13 protein-coding genes are annotated in these 18,119 nt (G+C 60.7%); 7 read left to right on the top strand and 6 right to left on the bottom strand.

Features of this window, described 5'->3' with window-relative positions; genetic code table 11:
- Positions 1 to 114 precede the first annotated feature (114 nt).
- Positions 115 to 795 carry an epoxyqueuosine reductase QueH gene (locus ACYVIT_RS07470; RefSeq protein ID WP_415808786.1) on the top strand — a complete coding sequence of 227 codons (681 nt, stop codon included), beginning with the start codon at positions 115 to 117 and terminating at the stop codon, positions 793 to 795.
- A 530-nt stretch (positions 796 to 1,325) separates the two neighbouring features.
- Here ACYVIT_RS07470 and hrpA read toward each other — a convergent pair.
- A complete protein-coding gene (hrpA, locus tag ACYVIT_RS07465) occupies positions 1,326 to 5,477 on the bottom strand; it encodes an ATP-dependent RNA helicase HrpA (RefSeq protein WP_415808909.1) in 4,152 nt (1,383 codons plus the stop codon).
- A 273-nt stretch (positions 5,478 to 5,750) separates the two neighbouring features.
- On the opposite strand from hrpA, the gene argA reads away from it, so the two are divergent.
- Together argA and ACYVIT_RS07455 are read left to right on the top strand one after the other, a co-directional pair.
- Positions 5,751 to 7,106 (top strand): amino-acid N-acetyltransferase, encoded by a 1,356-nt coding sequence (argA, locus tag ACYVIT_RS07460; protein WP_415808910.1) that lies wholly within the window; start codon positions 5,751 to 5,753, stop codon positions 7,104 to 7,106.
- Positions 7,107 to 7,270: 164 nt separating this feature from the next.
- Complete coding sequence (locus tag ACYVIT_RS07455) at positions 7,271 to 7,543, top strand: oxidative damage protection protein (RefSeq protein WP_415808911.1); 273 nt, start codon at positions 7,271 to 7,273, stop codon at positions 7,541 to 7,543.
- Between the two features lie 53 nt (positions 7,544 to 7,596).
- Here the strand turns inward: ACYVIT_RS07455 and phoU are convergent, their stop codons facing one another.
- From phoU to ACYVIT_RS07435, 4 genes are all read right to left on the bottom strand, one after another.
- The gene (gene phoU, locus ACYVIT_RS07450) at positions 7,597 to 8,334 is read right to left on the bottom strand and encodes a phosphate signaling complex protein PhoU (RefSeq protein ID WP_415808924.1); all 738 of its coding nucleotides are present in this window, start codon (positions 8,332 to 8,334) and stop codon (positions 7,597 to 7,599) included.
- Positions 8,335 to 8,472: 138 nt separating this feature from the next.
- Positions 8,473 to 9,150, bottom strand: coding sequence for a ribose-5-phosphate isomerase RpiA (gene rpiA / locus ACYVIT_RS07445; protein ID WP_415808912.1), 678 nt, complete (start codon positions 9,148 to 9,150; stop codon positions 8,473 to 8,475).
- Between the two features lie 96 nt (positions 9,151 to 9,246).
- On the bottom strand, positions 9,247 to 11,001 hold the full coding sequence (locus ACYVIT_RS07440; protein ID WP_415808913.1) for an acyl-CoA dehydrogenase family protein: 1,755 nt from the start codon (positions 10,999 to 11,001) through the stop codon (positions 9,247 to 9,249).
- Between the two features lie 48 nt (positions 11,002 to 11,049).
- Positions 11,050 to 11,871, bottom strand: coding sequence for an IclR family transcriptional regulator (locus ACYVIT_RS07435; RefSeq protein WP_415808914.1), 822 nt, complete (start codon positions 11,869 to 11,871; stop codon positions 11,050 to 11,052).
- A 111-nt stretch (positions 11,872 to 11,982) separates the two neighbouring features.
- On the opposite strand from ACYVIT_RS07435, the gene ACYVIT_RS07430 reads away from it, so the two are divergent.
- The 4 genes from ACYVIT_RS07430 to ACYVIT_RS07415 are packed head-to-tail and all read left to right on the top strand — an operon-like array spanning position 11,983 to position 16,637.
- The gene (locus ACYVIT_RS07430; protein WP_415808915.1) at positions 11,983 to 12,789 is read left to right on the top strand and encodes a hypothetical protein; all 807 of its coding nucleotides are present in this window, start codon (positions 11,983 to 11,985) and stop codon (positions 12,787 to 12,789) included.
- A gap of 20 nt (positions 12,790 to 12,809) precedes the next feature.
- The gene (locus tag ACYVIT_RS07425) at positions 12,810 to 14,546 is read left to right on the top strand and encodes a thiamine pyrophosphate-binding protein (RefSeq protein ID WP_415808916.1); all 1,737 of its coding nucleotides are present in this window, start codon (positions 12,810 to 12,812) and stop codon (positions 14,544 to 14,546) included.
- A 32-nt stretch (positions 14,547 to 14,578) separates the two neighbouring features.
- Entirely contained in the window at positions 14,579 to 15,568 is a 990-nt protein-coding gene (locus ACYVIT_RS07420) for a Bug family tripartite tricarboxylate transporter substrate binding protein (protein ID WP_415808917.1), read from the top strand.
- A gap of 4 nt (positions 15,569 to 15,572) precedes the next feature.
- Positions 15,573 to 16,637 (top strand): zinc-binding dehydrogenase, encoded by a 1,065-nt coding sequence (locus ACYVIT_RS07415; RefSeq protein WP_415808918.1) that lies wholly within the window; start codon positions 15,573 to 15,575, stop codon positions 16,635 to 16,637.
- 4 nt (positions 16,638 to 16,641) lie between these two features.
- On the opposite strand, the gene ACYVIT_RS07410 is transcribed toward ACYVIT_RS07415, so the two are convergent.
- Positions 16,642 to 17,946 carry a DNA recombination protein RmuC gene (locus ACYVIT_RS07410; protein ID WP_415808925.1) on the bottom strand — a complete coding sequence of 435 codons (1,305 nt, stop codon included), beginning with the start codon at positions 17,944 to 17,946 and terminating at the stop codon, positions 16,642 to 16,644.
- Positions 17,947 to 18,119 lie beyond the last annotated feature (173 nt).

Here is an 18,119-nt window from a genome sequence, read left to right as displayed (position 1 = left end):
CCTCGCGCTGGCCACGCGGCATGCCTTGGAGACAGACACGCCACGCCAGAGCCCTATGGGGCACTCGCAAATCATCGTAAAATAAGGGTTTTTACCGCCATACCCCTGCCTGCCATGTCTGAATTCGTGCGTCCCAAACTCGAACTGCCCACCGGCCGCCGCAAGGTGCTGATGCACTCGTGCTGCGCGCCCTGTTCCGGCGAAGTCATGGAAGCCATGCAGGCATCGGGCATCGATTATTCGATTTTCTTCTACAACCCCAATATCCATCCCGTCAAAGAATACGAGATCCGCAAGCAGGAAAACATCCGCTTTGCCGAGCAACACGGCATCGAATTCATCGATGCCGATTACGACATGGATAACTGGTTCGACCGAGTCAAAGGCCTGGAAAACTCGCCCGAACGCGGTGAACGCTGCACCGTCTGTTTCGACATGCGGTTCGAGCGCACGGCGTTGTATGCACACGAACACGGCTTCGATACGATCACCAGCTCACTGGGGATTTCGCGCTGGAAAGACATGAACCAGATCAACGGCTGCGGCGAGCGTGCAGCGGGCCGTTATGACGATCTGGTCTACTGGACATACAACTGGCGCAAGGGCGGCGGATCTCAGCGCATGATCGAGATTTCCAAGCGGGAAAACTTCTATCAGCAGGAATACTGCGGATGCGTGTATTCACTGCGCGACACGAACCGGCATCGGCGCTCTCAGGGGCGGGACCGGATTCATATCGGCGTAAAGTTTTACGGCAAAGAAGAGATTGTCGATCTGACTACGTTGAAAGATTGATTGCGTAGTCATTATTTGCTGGCATACAGAGTCTCTATTTAGACGTTCCTGTCGGGGGGCAGAAAGCCGCACCGGGCCTATCGCACGGACTCGCCCCATGACCAGGGGGCTCGGTCCGCTGCGCGGACTAAATCCGCGCTCTACGGCCCGGTGCGGCTTTCTGCCCCCCGACAGGAACTCACAACAGCAGCTGACCTCGGCTGCTAGCTGATGACCATCGCCGATCACCACTCAAATGTCACTAACATGCGACGCCTGCCCCCGCAGGAGCATTGTGGAATTCTCAACACCGCGAGCCGGGGTCTGCCGTGTAAAGGGCATGCCGACCCGTTGAGGCCGCCGAGCCTGGTATGTCAGGCGGGGGGTAGTCGGCTGGGCATGTCTGAGCGGAGCGCAGCGCAGCGAGTTTGCCCAGCCGCCCCGCCTGACACTCCAGGCGAAGGGAAGTCTGGACGCGCAGGCGTCCAGACCGGCCGAATGGGTCGGCATGCCCTTTACACGGCAGACCCCGGCGGTTTTAGAACCCAAACCTACCGCCGCAACGACTCCCAAGCCTTCATCAACCTCTTCACCGACACAGGCATAGGCGTCCTCAACTCCTGCGCAAACAACGCCACCCGCAACTCCTCCAGCAACCACCGGAACTCATCCAACCCCGGATCCGAAGCCCCCTTCAACGCAGCCCTCGCACGTTGATATTGAGTCAGCAAAAGCGCCATATCCGACATCAATCGCGCATCCCTGGCAGGATCAGCACGCAGCTTGTCAATACGAGCCACCGCGGCCTTCAAATAGCGCGCGAAATGCGTGAGATGCGCATACGGCGTATCGCGGATGAACCACTTAGGCACCAGCGCCCCGATTTGCTGCTGCAGATCCGCATAGGCAGCCGTATGAGGTTTAGCCTGAGGCAGTTTGCGCTGTAGCGCGGCATACTCAATGAGAATCGCATGCGACAAACGCGCGACCTCTTGGGCCAACAAACCCAACCGCCCTTTACCATCCTGCCGCCGCGCTTCAAACGCCTGCTCATCGGCGGGCCATGGATCCGTCAAGCAAGCCTGAGCCAACGCACAATCAATGATCTGATCACGCAGATCCTCCTGCGTACCCAGGTTCATATACAGCATGCTCATCTTCGTCAGGTCCGGCAAATTCTTTTCCAAGAACTTCACCTGATCCCGCAAGCCGATACGGAACAGCCGCAACAACCCCGCACGATGATGACGCTTCGCCTCGTCCGGATCGTCAAACACATCCAGATCGCAGTGCGTGCCACGGTCCACCAGCGCCGGATAGCCGATGACCGATTGCCCCTTGCGCTTGATCTCCATGATCTCCGGCAGCGCGCCAAAAGACCACGACGTCAGGTTTTCATGCGCCAGTGCCTGAGCAACCCCCGCATCGCGCACCGCCAACTGCTGGAACGTCGCTTGCGCCTGCTTGCCGAACTCGGCCTTTAACTGCGCCAGATTGCGGCCCGCCGCGAGCATGCGCCCGTGCTCGTCGACCACTTTGAAATTCATGAACAAGTGGGCAGGCAACGTTTCCAGCTTGAAATCACCCGTAGCTGGACGAACCTGGACCTGATCCCACATGTCGGCGATCAAGGCATCCACCAGACCCCGTTGCGGATCCGCCATACGGTCGTACCAGCGATCATAGAAACCGGCCGCGTAATCAGGCAGGGGCACACAATGACGCCGCAGTTTTTGCGGCAGCGACTTCAGCAACAGATGCGCTTTTTCTTTCAGCATGCCCGGCACCAGCCATTCGCAACGAGCAGGGTCGATCTGATTCAGCGCGAACAATGGCACAGACAAAGTCACGCCATCGCGCGGCGACCCGGGCTCGAAATGGTAGTCCAGCGGCATGACTACGCCCTGCCACTCCACCTGTTTCGGAAACACGTCCGTGGTCACGCCCGCAGCCTCATGCCGCATGAGCTCGTCACGCGTGAGCATCAGCGCGGCAGCGGCCGCTTTATCCAGGCCGTGCACCCATTTTTCCAGGCTCGCCGTCTGCGAAATCCCCTCGGGCAATTGGCGATCGTAGAACGCGTAGATCAACTCATCATCGACCAGAATATCGGGACGACGCGCCTGATGTTCGAGTTTTTCAATGCCGGCAATGAGTTTGCGATTGTGCGCAACGAATGGCAGGCGCGTATCGATCTCGCCCGGCACCAAGGCCTGACGGATAAATAATTCACGCGCATGCTGCGGATTGACACGGCCATACTGAATACGCCGGCCTGCGTAAACGATCAGGCCATACAACGTCGCACGCTCATTGGCGACCACCTGCCCGGCTTTCTTTTCCCAGCGCGGATCGGACCAATTGCGACGCAGCAGATGCGACGCCACGCGCTCGAGCCACACCGGTTCAATACGCGCCACGCAACGGGCATATAACCGCGTGGTCTCGACCAGCTCGGCGGCCACGATCCAACGGCCGCCTTTTTTCGCCTGACGCGAGCCCGGGTGTATATGAAAGCGAATATCGCGCGCACCGCGGTAATAGCCGCCCTCGTCGCTCTTGAAACCGATATTGCCCAGCAACCCCGACAACAGCGCGAGGTGCAGTTGCTCATACGTCGCCTCGGTCTGATTGACCCGCCACCCCTGCTCGCCCACCAGCGCCGACAACTGCGTATGCACATCGTGCCATTCACGCAATCGGATAGGCGACAGAAAATTCTGGCGCAACAAAGCCACGAGTTTGCGTTGCGATGCCTTGTGCTGCACTTGCTCGCCATACCAACGCCAGAGCTTCAAAAACGACATGAACTCGGATTTGTCGTCGGCGAACTTGGCATGCGCAGCCTCGGCGGCCTCGCGTTCGGCCATGGGACGATCACGCGGATCCTGCACAGACAGCGCCGAGGCGATGATGAGCATTTCCGCCAGGCACTGTTGCTCGCGTGCAGCCAGAATCATACGGCCAATGCGAGGGTCGACAGGCAGCTTTGCCAACTCGTGACCCGTGCGGGTCAACACATATGACGAGCCCGTGCGCGCGGCTTCGTTCGTCTCGTCATCATCCGAGGCCGATGCCAATTCGATCGCGCCCAGCTCCTGCAGCAGATGGTAGCCATCGGCGATGGCACGCCCCGGTGGCGCCTCGACAAAAGGAAACTGTTCGATGTCATCGAGCTTGAGCGACTTCATCCGCAGAATCACCGAGGCCAACGAGGAACGCAACACCTCGGGATCAGTGAAAGCAGCGCGGCCGTTGAAATCCAGCTCGTCATAGAGACGAATACACACGCCAGGCCCGATACGCCCGCAACGCCCGGCACGTTGATTGGCCGAGGCGCGGCTGATCGGCTCGATACGCAGTTGCTCGACCTTGTTGCGCCACGAATAACGCTTGATACGCGCCAGCCCGCTATCGATCACAAAGCGAATGCCTGGCACGGTCAACGAGGTCTCCGCCACGTTGGTCGCCAGCACAATGCGGCGCGCATTGGTACGCGGATGGAAAATCTGCTCTTGCTCGGCCTGCGACAGCCGCGCGTATAGGGGCAGTACCTCGGTGCCCGCCGGGTGGTGTTTGCGCAAGGCCTCGGCCGATTCGCGGATCTCGCGCTCACCGGGCAAAAACACCAGGACATCGCCCGGGCCATGACGTGCACACTCGTCGACCGCATCCACGATGGCATCGATCAGATCGCGTTCCTCGTCACCCGCCAGGCGCTCGCGATTCGACTTGTTGCTGCTGGAGACTTCGTCCTCGTCCGCCTCGTCACGCACCGGACGATAACGCACCTCGACGGGATACAGACGTCCAGACACCTCGATAACAGGCGCCAGACGTAATCCGGTGCGATCCTGGCCGAGATCTTCGCCGCCCTTTCTCTCGTCTGCCGAATCTGCCGATGCAGCCTCGGGCGAGCCGACCTGGCCTTCAGATGCCGCGAAATGGCGCGCAAACCGCTCGGCATCAATGGTCGCCGACGTAATGATGACCTTCAGGTCAGGGCGCCGCGGCAGCAGCTGTTTCAGATAGCCCAGCAGAAAATCGATATTCAGGCTGCGTTCGTGCGCCTCATCGATGATCAGCGTGTCATAACGGCGCAGCAATGGATCACGCTGCGACTCGGCCAGCAAGATGCCGTCCGTCATCAGCTTCACCGAGGCATTCGGGCCGGTACGATCATTAAAGCGCACCTGGTAACCGACGATTTCACCGAGAGGCGTGTTCAATTCCTCGGCGATGCGTTTGGCGACCGACGTGGCGGCCAGCCGGCGCGGCTGAGTATGGCCGATCATGCGCTGGCGGCCACGGCCCAATTCCAGGCAGATCTTGGGTAATTGCGTCGTCTTGCCTGAACCCGTCTCGCCGCTGACGATCACCACCTGATGGCTGGCGATGGCACGCGCGATCTCCTCTCGCCGCGCGCTGACCGGCAAGTCCTCAGGATAGGTGATGACGGGAATAGGCCGCTCGGGCGGCGGCGCCTTGTCCGCCGCAGACGAACGTGGTGCATCGCGCCGGCCTTGCTGACGCTTGCCCGACGGGGACGCATCGCGTGGCGGGACCTGCTCAGGCTTGCCTGGCGAGGGTGCATCGCGTCGCTGGCCTTGCTCGCGCTTGCCTGGCGCAGGCACTTCGCGTGGACCTTGCTCACGCTTGCCTGGCGTCTTGCCGCGCGCGGGCGGAGGGGAAACTTCTGACATGTGCGATTTATCCTTTAAGCCGCCATTATAAAAACTTGTCATGCTCGCGCTGAGAGCGCCCGTTGTCCCGCCGCGTCATGGAGCGAAGCCGGACTCAGTGACGGCCCATCAGGCACCCTCTGGTGCGAAACTGTTGCATAGATACCCTTTTTGATTCGATTGATTTAGGGCCCGTCCCTGTCACGGTCATATAATTTCGTGCAGCGCCGCCCTACGCGGCACCGGCCACGCCCTCGAGCGTGCCTACGTCCTCAGGAAGCTCATCCGCCCATCATGTCCGATCAGGAACCCGACACCGTCTCTGCCCAAGAAGCCCCCGAATTCGCCGCTGCCCAGTTTGTCCGATGGTTCCGAGACGTGGCGCCGTATGTGCATGCATTCCGAGGTAAGACCTTTGTGATCGCCTTTGGCGGCGAACTGGTCCAGGCGGGAGCGCTCAATGCGCTGATACAAGACTTGTCGCTGTTGTCGGCGCTGGGAGTCCGTATGATCCTGGTGCACGGATCGCGCCCCCAGGTGAACGAGCAACTGCGCCTGAAGGGATTCACCCAGCAGTTCGATCGTGGCATGGCGCCCACCGACCCTGCTGCGCTGGAATGCGCCAAAGAAGCCGCGGGCGAGATCCGCCTGGATATCGAAGCCGCGTTCAGTCAGGGCTTGCCCAACACGCCCATGTCGCATTCGCATATCCGGGTGATTTCGGGCAATTTCGTCACGGCCCGCCCCACGGGCGTGGTTGACGGCGTGGACTACCAGCACACCGGACAAGTCCGCAAAATCGATGTCGATGCACTGAAATTCGCCATTGAGCGGGGCTCGATTGTTCTGCTGTCGCCCTTGGGATTTTCACCCACTGGCGATGCCTTCAATCTGGCCATGGAGGACCTCGCCACCAGCGTCGCGGTTGCCCTGCGTGCCGAAAAATTGATTTTCCTGTCTAGCTCTCCAGGCGTGCTGTCCCCTGATGGATCGGTGGACACCGAACTCGCGCGCGTAGACGCCGACGCCTTGTTGCAGCAAGGAGATCTGGACGAAGACACCGCGTTTTATCTGCGGCACGCCTCGCTGTCGGTCAAACGCGGCGTGGCGCGCGCTCACCTGGTGCCCTACGCCTTGGACGGCAGCGTCCTCCTGGAAATCTTTACCCACGATGGTGTCGGCACCATGGTGGTCGAGGACACACTGGATGATCTGCGTCCCGCCACGCTGGACGACGTAGGCGCGATTCTGAGCCTGATCGAGCCGCTGGAGGCCGACGGCACGCTGGTGCCGCGCCCGCGCAGCGTCATCGAGCGCGAGGTGGAACACTTCACTGTACTGGAGCACGACGGCGTCATCTATGGCTGCGCCGCGCTGCACCCCTATGCAGAGGAGCACATGGCCGAAATGGCCTGCCTGATCGTGCATCCGGAATGGCAAGGCACCGGCGAAGGCGAGATCCTGCTGCGCCACATGGAGTCGCGTGCCCGGGCCATGGGCGCGCGGCGCCTGTTCGTGCTCACCACCCGCACTTCCCACTGGTTTATCAAGCGGGGCTTTGTGCAGGGCGGTATCGCAGATTTGCCCCGTGGCAAGCAGAACAATTACAACCGCTCGCGTAACAGCCTGATTTTCATCAAGAAATTGTGATCGTCTGAGCGACGGTGTGGGCCTGAACCAGGTCTGCTGAACGGGCGGCTCGTATTGAGCAGGCCTGGACAGCGGGCCTGCTGGCGTTGTCCGTCTGCTCCTGGCTCCCACACCCATGCCAAGCCCGCTAAAATGACAGATCTCATTCAAACCGGCAGCAAACCATGTCCCGTATCATCAACTGTGTAAAACTGAAACGCGAAGCCGAAGGGCTCGATTTTCCGCCGTACCCCGGTGAAATGGGCACGCGCATCTGGCAAAGCATTTCCAAAGAGGCCTGGGAAGAGTGGAAACAGGTCCAGACGCGTCTGGTCAATGAAAACCGCTTGAACCTGGCTGACGCCCGCGCCCGCAAATACCTGCAACAACAAATGGAACGCTTTTTGTTCGAAGACGGCAACGTCGAAGCCCAGGGTTTCGTACCGCCTTCGGAATGATCACGACCCAATGATCATCATGCCCGGGCCCTGACGGGCCCAGGCAGCGCGGCTCACGCCTCGCCGTTCGATTCCGCGGTCTCGGCCTCTACCTCGCCACGAGCCTGGCGTTCGGCATTTTTGGCGCCGGTATGGCGGACGTCCGCCCCCCTGACCAGATAAATCACGCGTTCGGCCATGTTTTTGGCGTGATCACCAATGCGCTCCAGCGCCCGCGCGATGAACACCATATCGATGGCGCGCGAAATCGTGCGCGGATCTTCCATCATATAGGTGATCAGATTGCGCAGCGCGCCCTTCCATTCGCGATCGACTTCTTTGTCATTGCGAACGACCTGGGCAGCCAGCACCGGATCCAGACGAGCAAACGCGTCCAGCACATCGTGCAGCATACGGCCCACGCTGGCGGCCATATGGCGTATCTCGATGACCGGCATAAAACGTTGATCGGCCTCGTACATGCGGCGCACGGTATTGGCGATTTTTTCGGCTTCGTCGCCGCAACGCTCCATGTCTGTCAGCATCTTGGACACCGCCAGCAACGTGCGCAAATCAATCGCCGTCGGCTGATGACGCGCCAGAATCAGGCCAATACGCTCGTCGATCTCGACCTCGAAGCGATTGACCTGTTTTTCGCGCTCGCGCACCTTTTCGACCAACTCCATGTCGCCCGTAGGGATTGCGTCGACCGATTCCTGAATCATGGCCTCGACGACGCCGCCCATCTGCAAAAACTGCGAACGGACGCTTTCCAGATCGGCGTCGAATTGCTTGTTAGTGTGCTCCGTCATCCGGACTCCCTGCGTAGGTTTGTTCATGGCGTTACCCTTTAATGCGCAATGCGTGATGGGCCTGCCGACCCGCAAGGTTATGACTTAATTATGACAAGATTATTAATCGTGCCGCGCCGCCCCGCAAGCGGCGAAACGTCAGGATCGCTCAAGCCGCCGAGTGCCGTTTTGCGTAGCTAATAACGCAATATGCGCCCCCACACGTGCGAACAGGCCGCAGGTCACTACCCCCGCCAGATTGTTCACGATGAGCTCCAGATTCGGCGCATCGTCAATCTGCAAACCCGACACATCCAGAATGATGTTGCCGTTGTCCGTCGTCACGCCTTCGCGCAGCTTGGGTTGGCCACCCAGGGCAACCAGCGAACGCGCCACCGATTCGCGCGCCATCGGAATGACCTCGACCGGCAAGGGAAAGCGCCCCAGGCGCTCGACCAGCTTGGACTCGTCTGCGATACAGACAAACTGCTCGGCCACCGACGCCACGATTTTCTCGCGCGTGTGGGCCGCACCGCCGCCTTTGATCATGTGCAGGCGGCCGTCGATCTCATCTGCCCCATCCACATAGACCGGCATGGTCGTCACGTCGTTCAGCTCCAGAACCTTGAGCCCATGGCCCGCGAGACGAGCAGCACTGCGCTCGGAGCTGGCCACGGTACCGCCCAACCGGCCCTGAAACCTGGCCAGGCCATCGATGAAAAGATCGGCGGTCGAGCCGGTACCGACGCCGATGATGACGTCGGGGCCGACCAGAGGTTCGATCAGAGCCAGCGCCGCGTCGGCGGCCTGTTGCTTGAGTTCTTGCTGAGTAAGCATGGTGCGCTAGCGTGCCCGAGCACGCGAAAAGTCAGTAAAAAAACCGATATCCCATATCTGATCGCGATATCGGATTTGGGATGCCAGCGCAGCAATTTAGCAGATACCCGGCCACGCCCGCGCCAAAATCGCGTCTACATCCAGTCCCGGCGGCAATTCTCCGACGATTCCACCCGGCTGCACGAGCCGGCTGGCCACAAACGCATCCGCCACGGGCGCCGGCGCCGTCTGGATCAACAACGCTGCTTGCCACAATCGCGCCAGCCCCGCTGCCACATGCCGCGCCTGAGCGGGATCGATCGCCTGTACGGCATCCGCCGCCGCCTTTGCCACCCCCGTGGCGGCCTGGGGCAGTTGGTCCGATACCTGCATCAGCCACACATCCAAAGCACGATCATAAGCCGGCCACGCACCGCGCGCGAGATCCAGCTCCGCCCGCAGCATCGCCAGTCCTTCGACATCGCGCTGCAACGCGCGTAACACGTCCAACGCCATGATGTTCCCCGACCCTTCCCAGATCGAATTCACCGGCGATTCGCGATATAGGCGTGCCAAGGGGCCATCCTCGATATAGCCATTGCCGCCCCAGATCTCCATGCATTCCGCGATCGCATTGATTGCACGCTTGCACACCCAGAGTTTGGCGGCGGGGGTTCCCACGCGCACCAAGGCCCGCGCGCTGGTCCCTACCTTCTCGTCGCCACGCTGATCGACCGCGCGCGCCAAACGCATCGCCCAGGCCGTTGCCGCCTCGCTTTCGAGGGCGAGGTCCGCCAACACCTGACGCATCAAGGGCTGCGCCGCCAGCGCCTGGCCAAACACCTGCCGGTATTGCGCATGATGCGCCGCCTGCACCACCGCCTGGCGCAGCAGCGCCGCGCTGCCCAGTACGCAGTCCAGGCGGGTGGTCGCAGCCATCTGCAATAACAACGGCAGCCCGCGCCCGGGCTCGCCCATCAGCATGCCCCACGCCTGTTCGAACTCCACCTCGCCACTCGCATTGCTGCGATTGCCCAGCTTGTCTTTCAAACGGCGGATACGCACTTCATTGCGCGGCCCATCGGGAATCCAGCGCGGAACAAAAAAACACCCTGGCCCCGCCTCCGTATTTGCCAACACCAGATGCGCATCCGCATGCGGCACGGAAAGAAACCATTTATGCCCCGTCAATCGATATACCTGGCCGCGCCCTTCCGGGCCCTGCGCCACGGCTTGAGTCGTTATGGCGCGCAGATCGGATCCCCCTTGTTTTTCCGTCAATCCCATGCCGATCAAGGCGCCACGCTTGGCCGAGATAGACGCGTCGGCCGGGTCATACTCATGGGAGAACAATGCGGGCAGCCATTGTTGGGCAAAATCGATCGCTCCGGCAGGCTCGCTCTGCAGCAAAGGCACCGCCGCAAATGTCATCGTCGTAGGACACAGCGTTCCTGCTTCGACCTGCCCTTGCATCAAGTAGGCCGCGGCGCGCGCGACTTGATGGCCGGACCGTGTCGAGGCTTGTGCATGCGCTGGCTGCGTAGCTGACGCCAACCATGCCTGGCTATGCAAGCCTCGCGCCACGATGCCCGACATCAACTCGTGCCAGGCCACATTGAATTCCACCTGATCCACGCGATAGCCATTGCGGTCGTATCCCACCCAACGCGGCGAGTAGCGATTCGCCAGCTCTCCCGCCGCTAATGTGTGGGCACGCCCCAGCCACGCACCGTGCTCGCGCAACGTAGCGTCCCAATCAGCAGCCCCTTCACGCTGCACCGCCTGCCTTAATGCGATATCCGTGTCGTACAAGGAATAATCCTGCAACGGCGCGACTTGATTGCGGACAACATGCGTCTGAAACGTCGACATACCGGCCTCCGATTCGATGTAGCGCGATCGTGGCGATCACTTCCCTTTTTATACTCCCAATGTCGTCAGATCCAATGCGCTTTGCCACGAAGACTCAATCTCTGTCACAGCGTCTTGCAAGCGACGCGCAACCTCATGCTGCCGGTCACCCGATAGACGAGACGAAATCGCGGCCACACTGATCGCCGCCACGGGAATCCCTGCCGACGAACGAATAGGAACGCCGACTGCACTCATCCCGCTCACGAGCATGCCGTCGTTCAATGCATAACCGCGCGCTTGCGCATCGGCTACCAATTTCCGCAGCGTCGCGTCACTGAAGTGATACCGCGCGCGCGCCTCAGATGTCCGGTCGATAATGTTCAGCATGGTCTGTTCATCTTGAAACGCCAGCAGCGCCAGACTGCCTGCTCCAACACCTAATGGCCGGCGCGCCCCCACAGAGAGAGTCAGGGTCTTCACCGGAAAATCGCCTTCGTAGCGCGCAACGCAAATCGACTCCAACCCTGAGCGCAAACTCAGATACACCGTGTCTTCGGTCTCATCGGCAATCCGCTGCAAGCGTGCTGCGGCCAGCCGGCCCAGGCCATACCGATCGGCGGCCGCCAACGCCAGTGTCAATGGCCGAAAGCCCAACTGATAGCTGCCGTCCTCTTCCACATAATCCACCCACCCGAACTCTTGCAGCCCGGTCATCAGACGATGAGCAGTCGTTTTGCCCAGCTTGGTCAAGCTGACGATCTCTGCCAATCGCAATCCCTGCGGAGCGCGCGCAAGCGCATCGAGCGCCAGGCTCATGCGGCGCAAATTCTGATGTTCTCCCCCGCGCTCCGCGCCCCCGAGTTCCGCTTGTGTGGCTGATTCCTTCATCTGTGACGTGTTCCTGTTGGCTTGCCTGTTGTGTGTTCCATATTGAAATTATCCATCAGCCTCTCTATACTTTCATTTAACAGATCATTTATTCCGTTAAACGGAACATCAATGAATATACTGGTTCTCGACAGCATCACGCAAGTCCCTCCGCGCACTCACGACACCGTGGCGTACTGCGCCTCACACGGGGGCAGCTATTGCGGCTCGCTCGCCTTGTCAACGGGATTGCGGGGCGTCATCCTATGTGACGCGGGGGTGGGCTTGGAACAGGCCGGCATAGCAGCCTTGCCCATTCTCGAGGCGGCCGGGATCCCTGCAGCCACGATCGGCCATCTGTCGGCCCGTATCGGAAATGGCCAAGACGGTCATCAGCGCGGACGGATTTCCCACGCCAACGCCATCGCGGCACGCTTGGGCGTCGCGATAGGAGACACATGCCATCACGCGCTGGAAACCCTGGCTTGCCGGGCTTCCCCGGGGCCGCTCGAGACGAACATCGCCCACGCTGACGCCGAACACCGCAGTGTCGTGCGCTTATCCAACGGCGGCGAGGTCACGCTGGTCGACTCCAACTCGCTCATCACCGCAACAGATACAGGAAAGATCGTCATCTGCGGATCGCACGGAGGCTTGCTTGGCGATGACCCAGGCTCTGCCGTGCGCGTTGATGTCCGCGGCATCGTGTTCAACGATGCTGCCGTCGGGATAGATCAGGCTGGTACGTCGAGGCTGCCTGCCTTGGATGAACGAGGCATTGCAGCAGCCTGCGTCAGCGCCTGGACCGCCCGTATTGGCGACGCGCAGTCCAGTTATCGCACGGGCGTGATATCGGCACTGAATCGCACTGCCATTGAGGCAGGCGCCTCGTTAGGCATGACCGCTCAGGCATTCGCACTACAGCTAGCTCACCATTAAACCTAACAACGGAGACACAGATGACGACACAAAAACACCACTTGAGTGGTGGCGCAGCGGTAGCAGAGATGCTGAAACGATACGAAGTCGGCCCTTTATTCGGAATGGGTGGATTTCAATTGCTGCCCTTTTACGAAGCCTGCCGGGCGCTCGGGCTGCGGCACACCTTGATCAACGATGAACGCTGCGGCGTATTTGCCGCAGACGCCTACGCTCGCGTCACGAATCGCGTCGGCATCGTGGACGCAACGCTAGGGCCAGGGGCGACCAATCTCGTCACAGGCCTGGCCGAGTCGCTCAATGCCGGCATCCCCATCGTCGCGATCGTCGCCGATGCGCATCGCGATCATGCCTGGAAAAACATGACTCAGGAGGCCCGGCAACTGGAAGTCCTGCGCCCCGTGTGCAAAGAAGTCATCCGAGTCGAAGCCATTCAACGCATCCCCGAGCACGTACGGCGCGCCTTTGCGGTAGCGACCTCGGGCCGTCCCGGTCCGGTCGTCATCGCCATTCCCGAAGACATCTCGCATGGGGAACATACGTTCGACGAAGCGGATCTGTTCACCGATCCCGCGACCGCGACCTTTCAGTCACGCCGCACCCGTCCGTCCGGCAACGATGTCGCGCAGGCCGCTGCGCTGATCGCCAATGCCAGACGCCCGCTTATTCTGGCGGGCGGCGGCATCCATATCTCTCAAGCACACGAAGCCCTGCTCGCGCTGGCTCGCAGCGAAGGCATTCCCGTCGCGCACACGATGAGCGGCAAAGGCGCCATTGCCTGCACAGACCCCCTGTCGGCAGGCGTGTTTGGACGATACGACCGCATCGCCAATGCGCTGATCGCCTCGTCCGACTGCCTCATCGTCGTGGGCTGCAAATTAGGCGAGGTGGCGACCAAGCGATTCACCATCATTCCCCCTGCCACGCCGCTCATCCATATCGATGTCGTTGCAGAGGAAATCGGCCGCACCACCAAGGCCGATGTCGCTTTGGCAGGCGATGCACGCCTCGCTCTCGAAGACATTGCCAGCGCACTCGGCAATGGGGATTCACGCCGGGCACAACGCGCCGAGTACCTGGCTGAGGTCCCGGTAAAACTGGCCCAATGGAACGAGACAGCCAAGGATCGCACCACCTCCAAAGAGACCCCTGTCAACATCGGCCGCATCCTGGGCGAGCTCAACCGAATCCTGCCCAAAGACGCTGTCCTGGTCGCCGATGGAGGCTTTGCCGCGCATTGGGGAGCACTGCTGTTCGACACCAAACAAGCTGGCCGGCACTTTGTCGCCGACCGGGGCTTCGCCTCCATCGGCTACGGCGTACCTGGCGGCATGGGCGCCAAGATCGGGGTCGGCGCAGAACGCGTCGTCGTCGCACTGACCGGCGATGGTGGATTCAACATGACCATGGGCGAAATGGAAACCGCCAAACGCCTGGGCGCCAATTTTGTTTTATGTGTCTTTAACAACGCCGCCTCGGGCTACGTCAAGGCGCTGCAGCACTCGGTCTACGGCGCGGGCAACTACCAGTCGTCAGACCTGCATGAAATGAATTACGCGGATATTGCCAATCACATGGGATGCCTGGGTATCCGCGTCGAAGACCCCGAGCAACTGGTCAGCGCATTCGAACGAGGGTTCGCGAATCGCGAGAGCCCCACCGTCATCGACATCGTCGTGACACGCGATCCCGCCCGCATGCTGCCCGCAGTCGATAACCGCACACTAAAAGTCCAAAAAGGCGACCGCCCCGTGTAATCAATCACACAGGCTTCACAGGAGGAGACATAATGAAACTGTTGCAACCCACCCGCAGAAAGGTGCTGAAAACGGGACTGGCGATGACGTTGTCAACGCTGGCCGGCAGCGCGCTGGCACAAGCCGCCTACCCGACAGGCCCGATACGACTGGTGATCCCGTTCGCCCCCGGCGGCACCACAGACGTGGTCGGACGAATCTTTGCCGAAGGCCTATCCAAAGAGCTGAAACAGCCTATCGTCGTGGTCAATCGTGGCGGCGCCGGCGGCTCGATCGGCGCGCTGGAACTGGCGCGCGCCACGCCCGATGGCTACACCATTGGCCTGATGAACGTCAGTACGCACGGCACGAATGGCGCAGTGAAAAAACTGGACTATGACATCACCAAGGATTTCACACCGATTGCAAAGCTCTCGAGCTTTCCCGGCGTGATTGTGGTCAACCCCAAATTCGAGGGCAACACGTACCCGAAGTTCATGCAGATCCTGCAGGCTAATCCCGGGCGCTACAGTTATGGCAGTTCCGGAGCAGGCGGCGCAACGAACCTGGCCATGGAGCAGTTCAAAATGATGACGGGCCTGAACATCACACACATTCCATACCGGGGTTCAGGCCCCGCACTGAGCGATGTGGTTGCCGGGCAGGTGCCGATTTTGCTCGACGCCCTGCCCTCGGCCATGTCCTTCATCAAATCCAAGCAGCTCACGCCTATCGGTCTGGCGGCAGCAACGCGCAGTCCTCAATTGCCCGACTTGCCCACCTTCAACGAACTGGGCGTCAAAGACTACGCGCCTGACTTCTGGAACGGCATCATGGCGCCTGCGGGCCTGCCTAAAGACATCCAGGCCACGCTCTATGACGCCATGCAGCGCACACTCAAGCGGCCCGAGACCAAAAGCCGGCTAGAGGATCTGGGCGCCACCGTATCGACAGGCACATCCGAAGACATGGCCACGCAAATTCGCAACGATGCCAAGGTCTGGGAACGCGTCGCCGAGTTCGCCAACATCAAGGAGCAATGACATCATGCTCAGCCTCCCCATGGGTTACCCGATCCTGATGAAAGAGCGACCCATGCCCGGAGGCGTCGCTCTGGCGCGCCGGCAGCTGCGTTCTCTAGCGGCGAACGAAGTTCTGGTGCGCATCAGCCGCGCGGCCATCTGCGGCACGGATTTGCACATCATCGGATGGAATGCCTGGGCCGCGAAAAGCTACAAACCTCCGTTCGCGCTCGGGCATGAATTCAGCGGCATTGTCATCGATCGGGGCAATGAGGTACACGACATAAAACCGGGGGACAAAGTCGCCGCCGAGACGCATCTGCCCTGCGGCCACTGCAGTCAATGTGCCGCGGACCGCGGCCACACCTGCCTGAATCTACGGGTATTCAGCCGCCTCGATTGCGGTGCATTTGCCGAATATGCGATCGTTCCGTCGGAATTACTGCGTGTGCTGCCAGCCGATCTTCACCATAAATATGCCTGTCTCATGGAGCCTCTGGGTATCGGTGTGCGAGCCGTTCGAGAATCACAGGCCCGATCAGGACAGTTGCTCGTTGTCGGCTGCGGGCCTATCGGCCTGCTGGCCATCGCCGCCGCCAAAGCCACCGGTACGACACGCATCATCGCGACCGATCTCTCTCATGACCGTTTACGGCTCGCGCAGTCCATTGGCGCAGACACGCTCATCGATCCCAGCGAAGACGACGCCAATGAACAGCTGATGAGCCTGCGCCCCAATGCTGGTGGAGTCGATGCTGCCATCGATACCAGCGGAAACCAGGCAGGGATAGCATCTGCGTTGTCGGCTGTCCGGCCCGGAGGCACTCTGCTACTGGCCGGCCTGCCGAACGGCGACATCGGTCTGGATCTTTCGCGCCATGTCATCTTGCGGGAAATCGCCGTGCGAGGCATCTACGGACGACACCTGCGCACTACGTGGCAAGACACCATTGACCTGCTGCCTGCGCTGATTCCCGCGCTCGATCGCATCGTCACGCACGAGTTTCCGTTGCACGAATACGAAGCCGCCTTTGACATAGCGACATCGGGCCAGGCAGGAAAGGTACAGTTCGTCATCAACGACGATTAACGCCTTACACCTCGTCGCCTAGCACCCGCTGCGCATCCTCCTCCGGCAAAGCCTCGACGGTCTTCAGATTGCGCAGCATCGCCCGGGTACGCACTTCCGTCTGGCCCAGCTTGCTGCTGGCGGTATCCAAGGTTTTTTTCACACTAGCCAAGGACTCGCCGAACTTCGCGAACTCGGTTTTTACCGCACGCAATACTTGCCAGACCTCGGACGAGCGTTGTTCGATCGCCAGCGTGCGGAATCCCATTTGCAGGCTATTGAGCATCGCAGCCAAATTGCTCGGGCCCGCCACGTTCACGCGCAAGCTCTGCAACTTATCCAGCAAACCAGGACGGCGCAGCACCTCGGCATACAAGCCCTCTGTCGGTAAAAACATGATCGCGAAATCGGTCGTATGCGGCGGCGCCACATATTTCGCCGCAATCTGCCGCGCCTGCAATTCCACGGCTCGCGCCAATGCCATTCCTGCCGCACGTTCGCCTTCCGGGTCCACGGCGTCATAGGCATCCATCAGGCGCTCGTATTCTTCCTTGGGGAATTTGGCATCGATCGGCAGCCATACAGGCTCATCCCCCGCGGCCCGCCCCGGTAACCGAATGGCGAACTCCACTACGGCATCACTGCCCGGCACCGTTTTGACGTTGCTGGCGTATTGATCGGGTGTCATGACATCCTGAATCAAACGGGCCAGTTGCACCTCGCCCCACGTGCCGCGCGATTTCACGTTGGTCAACACGCGCTTCAGATCGCCGACGCCGGCGGCCAACGATTGCATTTCTCCCAGGCCCTTGTGCACCGCATCCAGCCGATCCGACACGAGCTTGAACGACTCGCCGAGCCGCTGTTCCAGCGTGGCATGCAGTTTTTCGTCGACGGTCCGGCGCATCTCGTCGAGCCGCGCGCCATTGTCTGCCTGCAAGGCTTGCAAGCGTTGGTCCACCGTCTGACGCACATCCTGCATGCGGCGGTCATTCAGGGCCACCAAACCCTCCAGCCTTTCGCTGAATTGAGCCGAAAATCGCGCCAGGGAATCCGCATATTCTGCACGCGCAGCCTGCGCATCGCGCGACAACGCGGTGCGCAGTGATTCCTGACCTTGTGCCAGCTCCGTACGCAAACCACGGGTTGATTCGGCAAACTCCGTACGCAGCCCTCGCTGGCTCTCGTCCAGATCCGCGCGCAACGCACGCTCCAGACGATCCAGTCCATCCATCAGTGTTTCGATGTGCGAGTCTTCAGGTGACCGTAACCAGAGGCGCACTAGAATCAAAAGACTCACTAAGGCGGCCACAGTGGCCACCACGGTCATCCAAGGCAAGGCTTGCGCCCACGGAAAAGCATCGATCAAGGGCAATCTCCCGAAAGCGCTATTGTAGGCTGGGAACAACACTATCTCAGACGGCAAATCCAGGGCGGATGCCTGCTCTGTGCCGAGCATCCTCCTCTGCGGCGCCTTGCTCTTGGCCGAAACAGGCCGTCGGC

It is taken from the genome of Bordetella muralis (genome assembly GCF_054781015.1).
The sequence above is the reverse complement of the archived record's forward strand: the minus strand, read 5'-3'. Positions and strand labels throughout refer to the sequence as shown.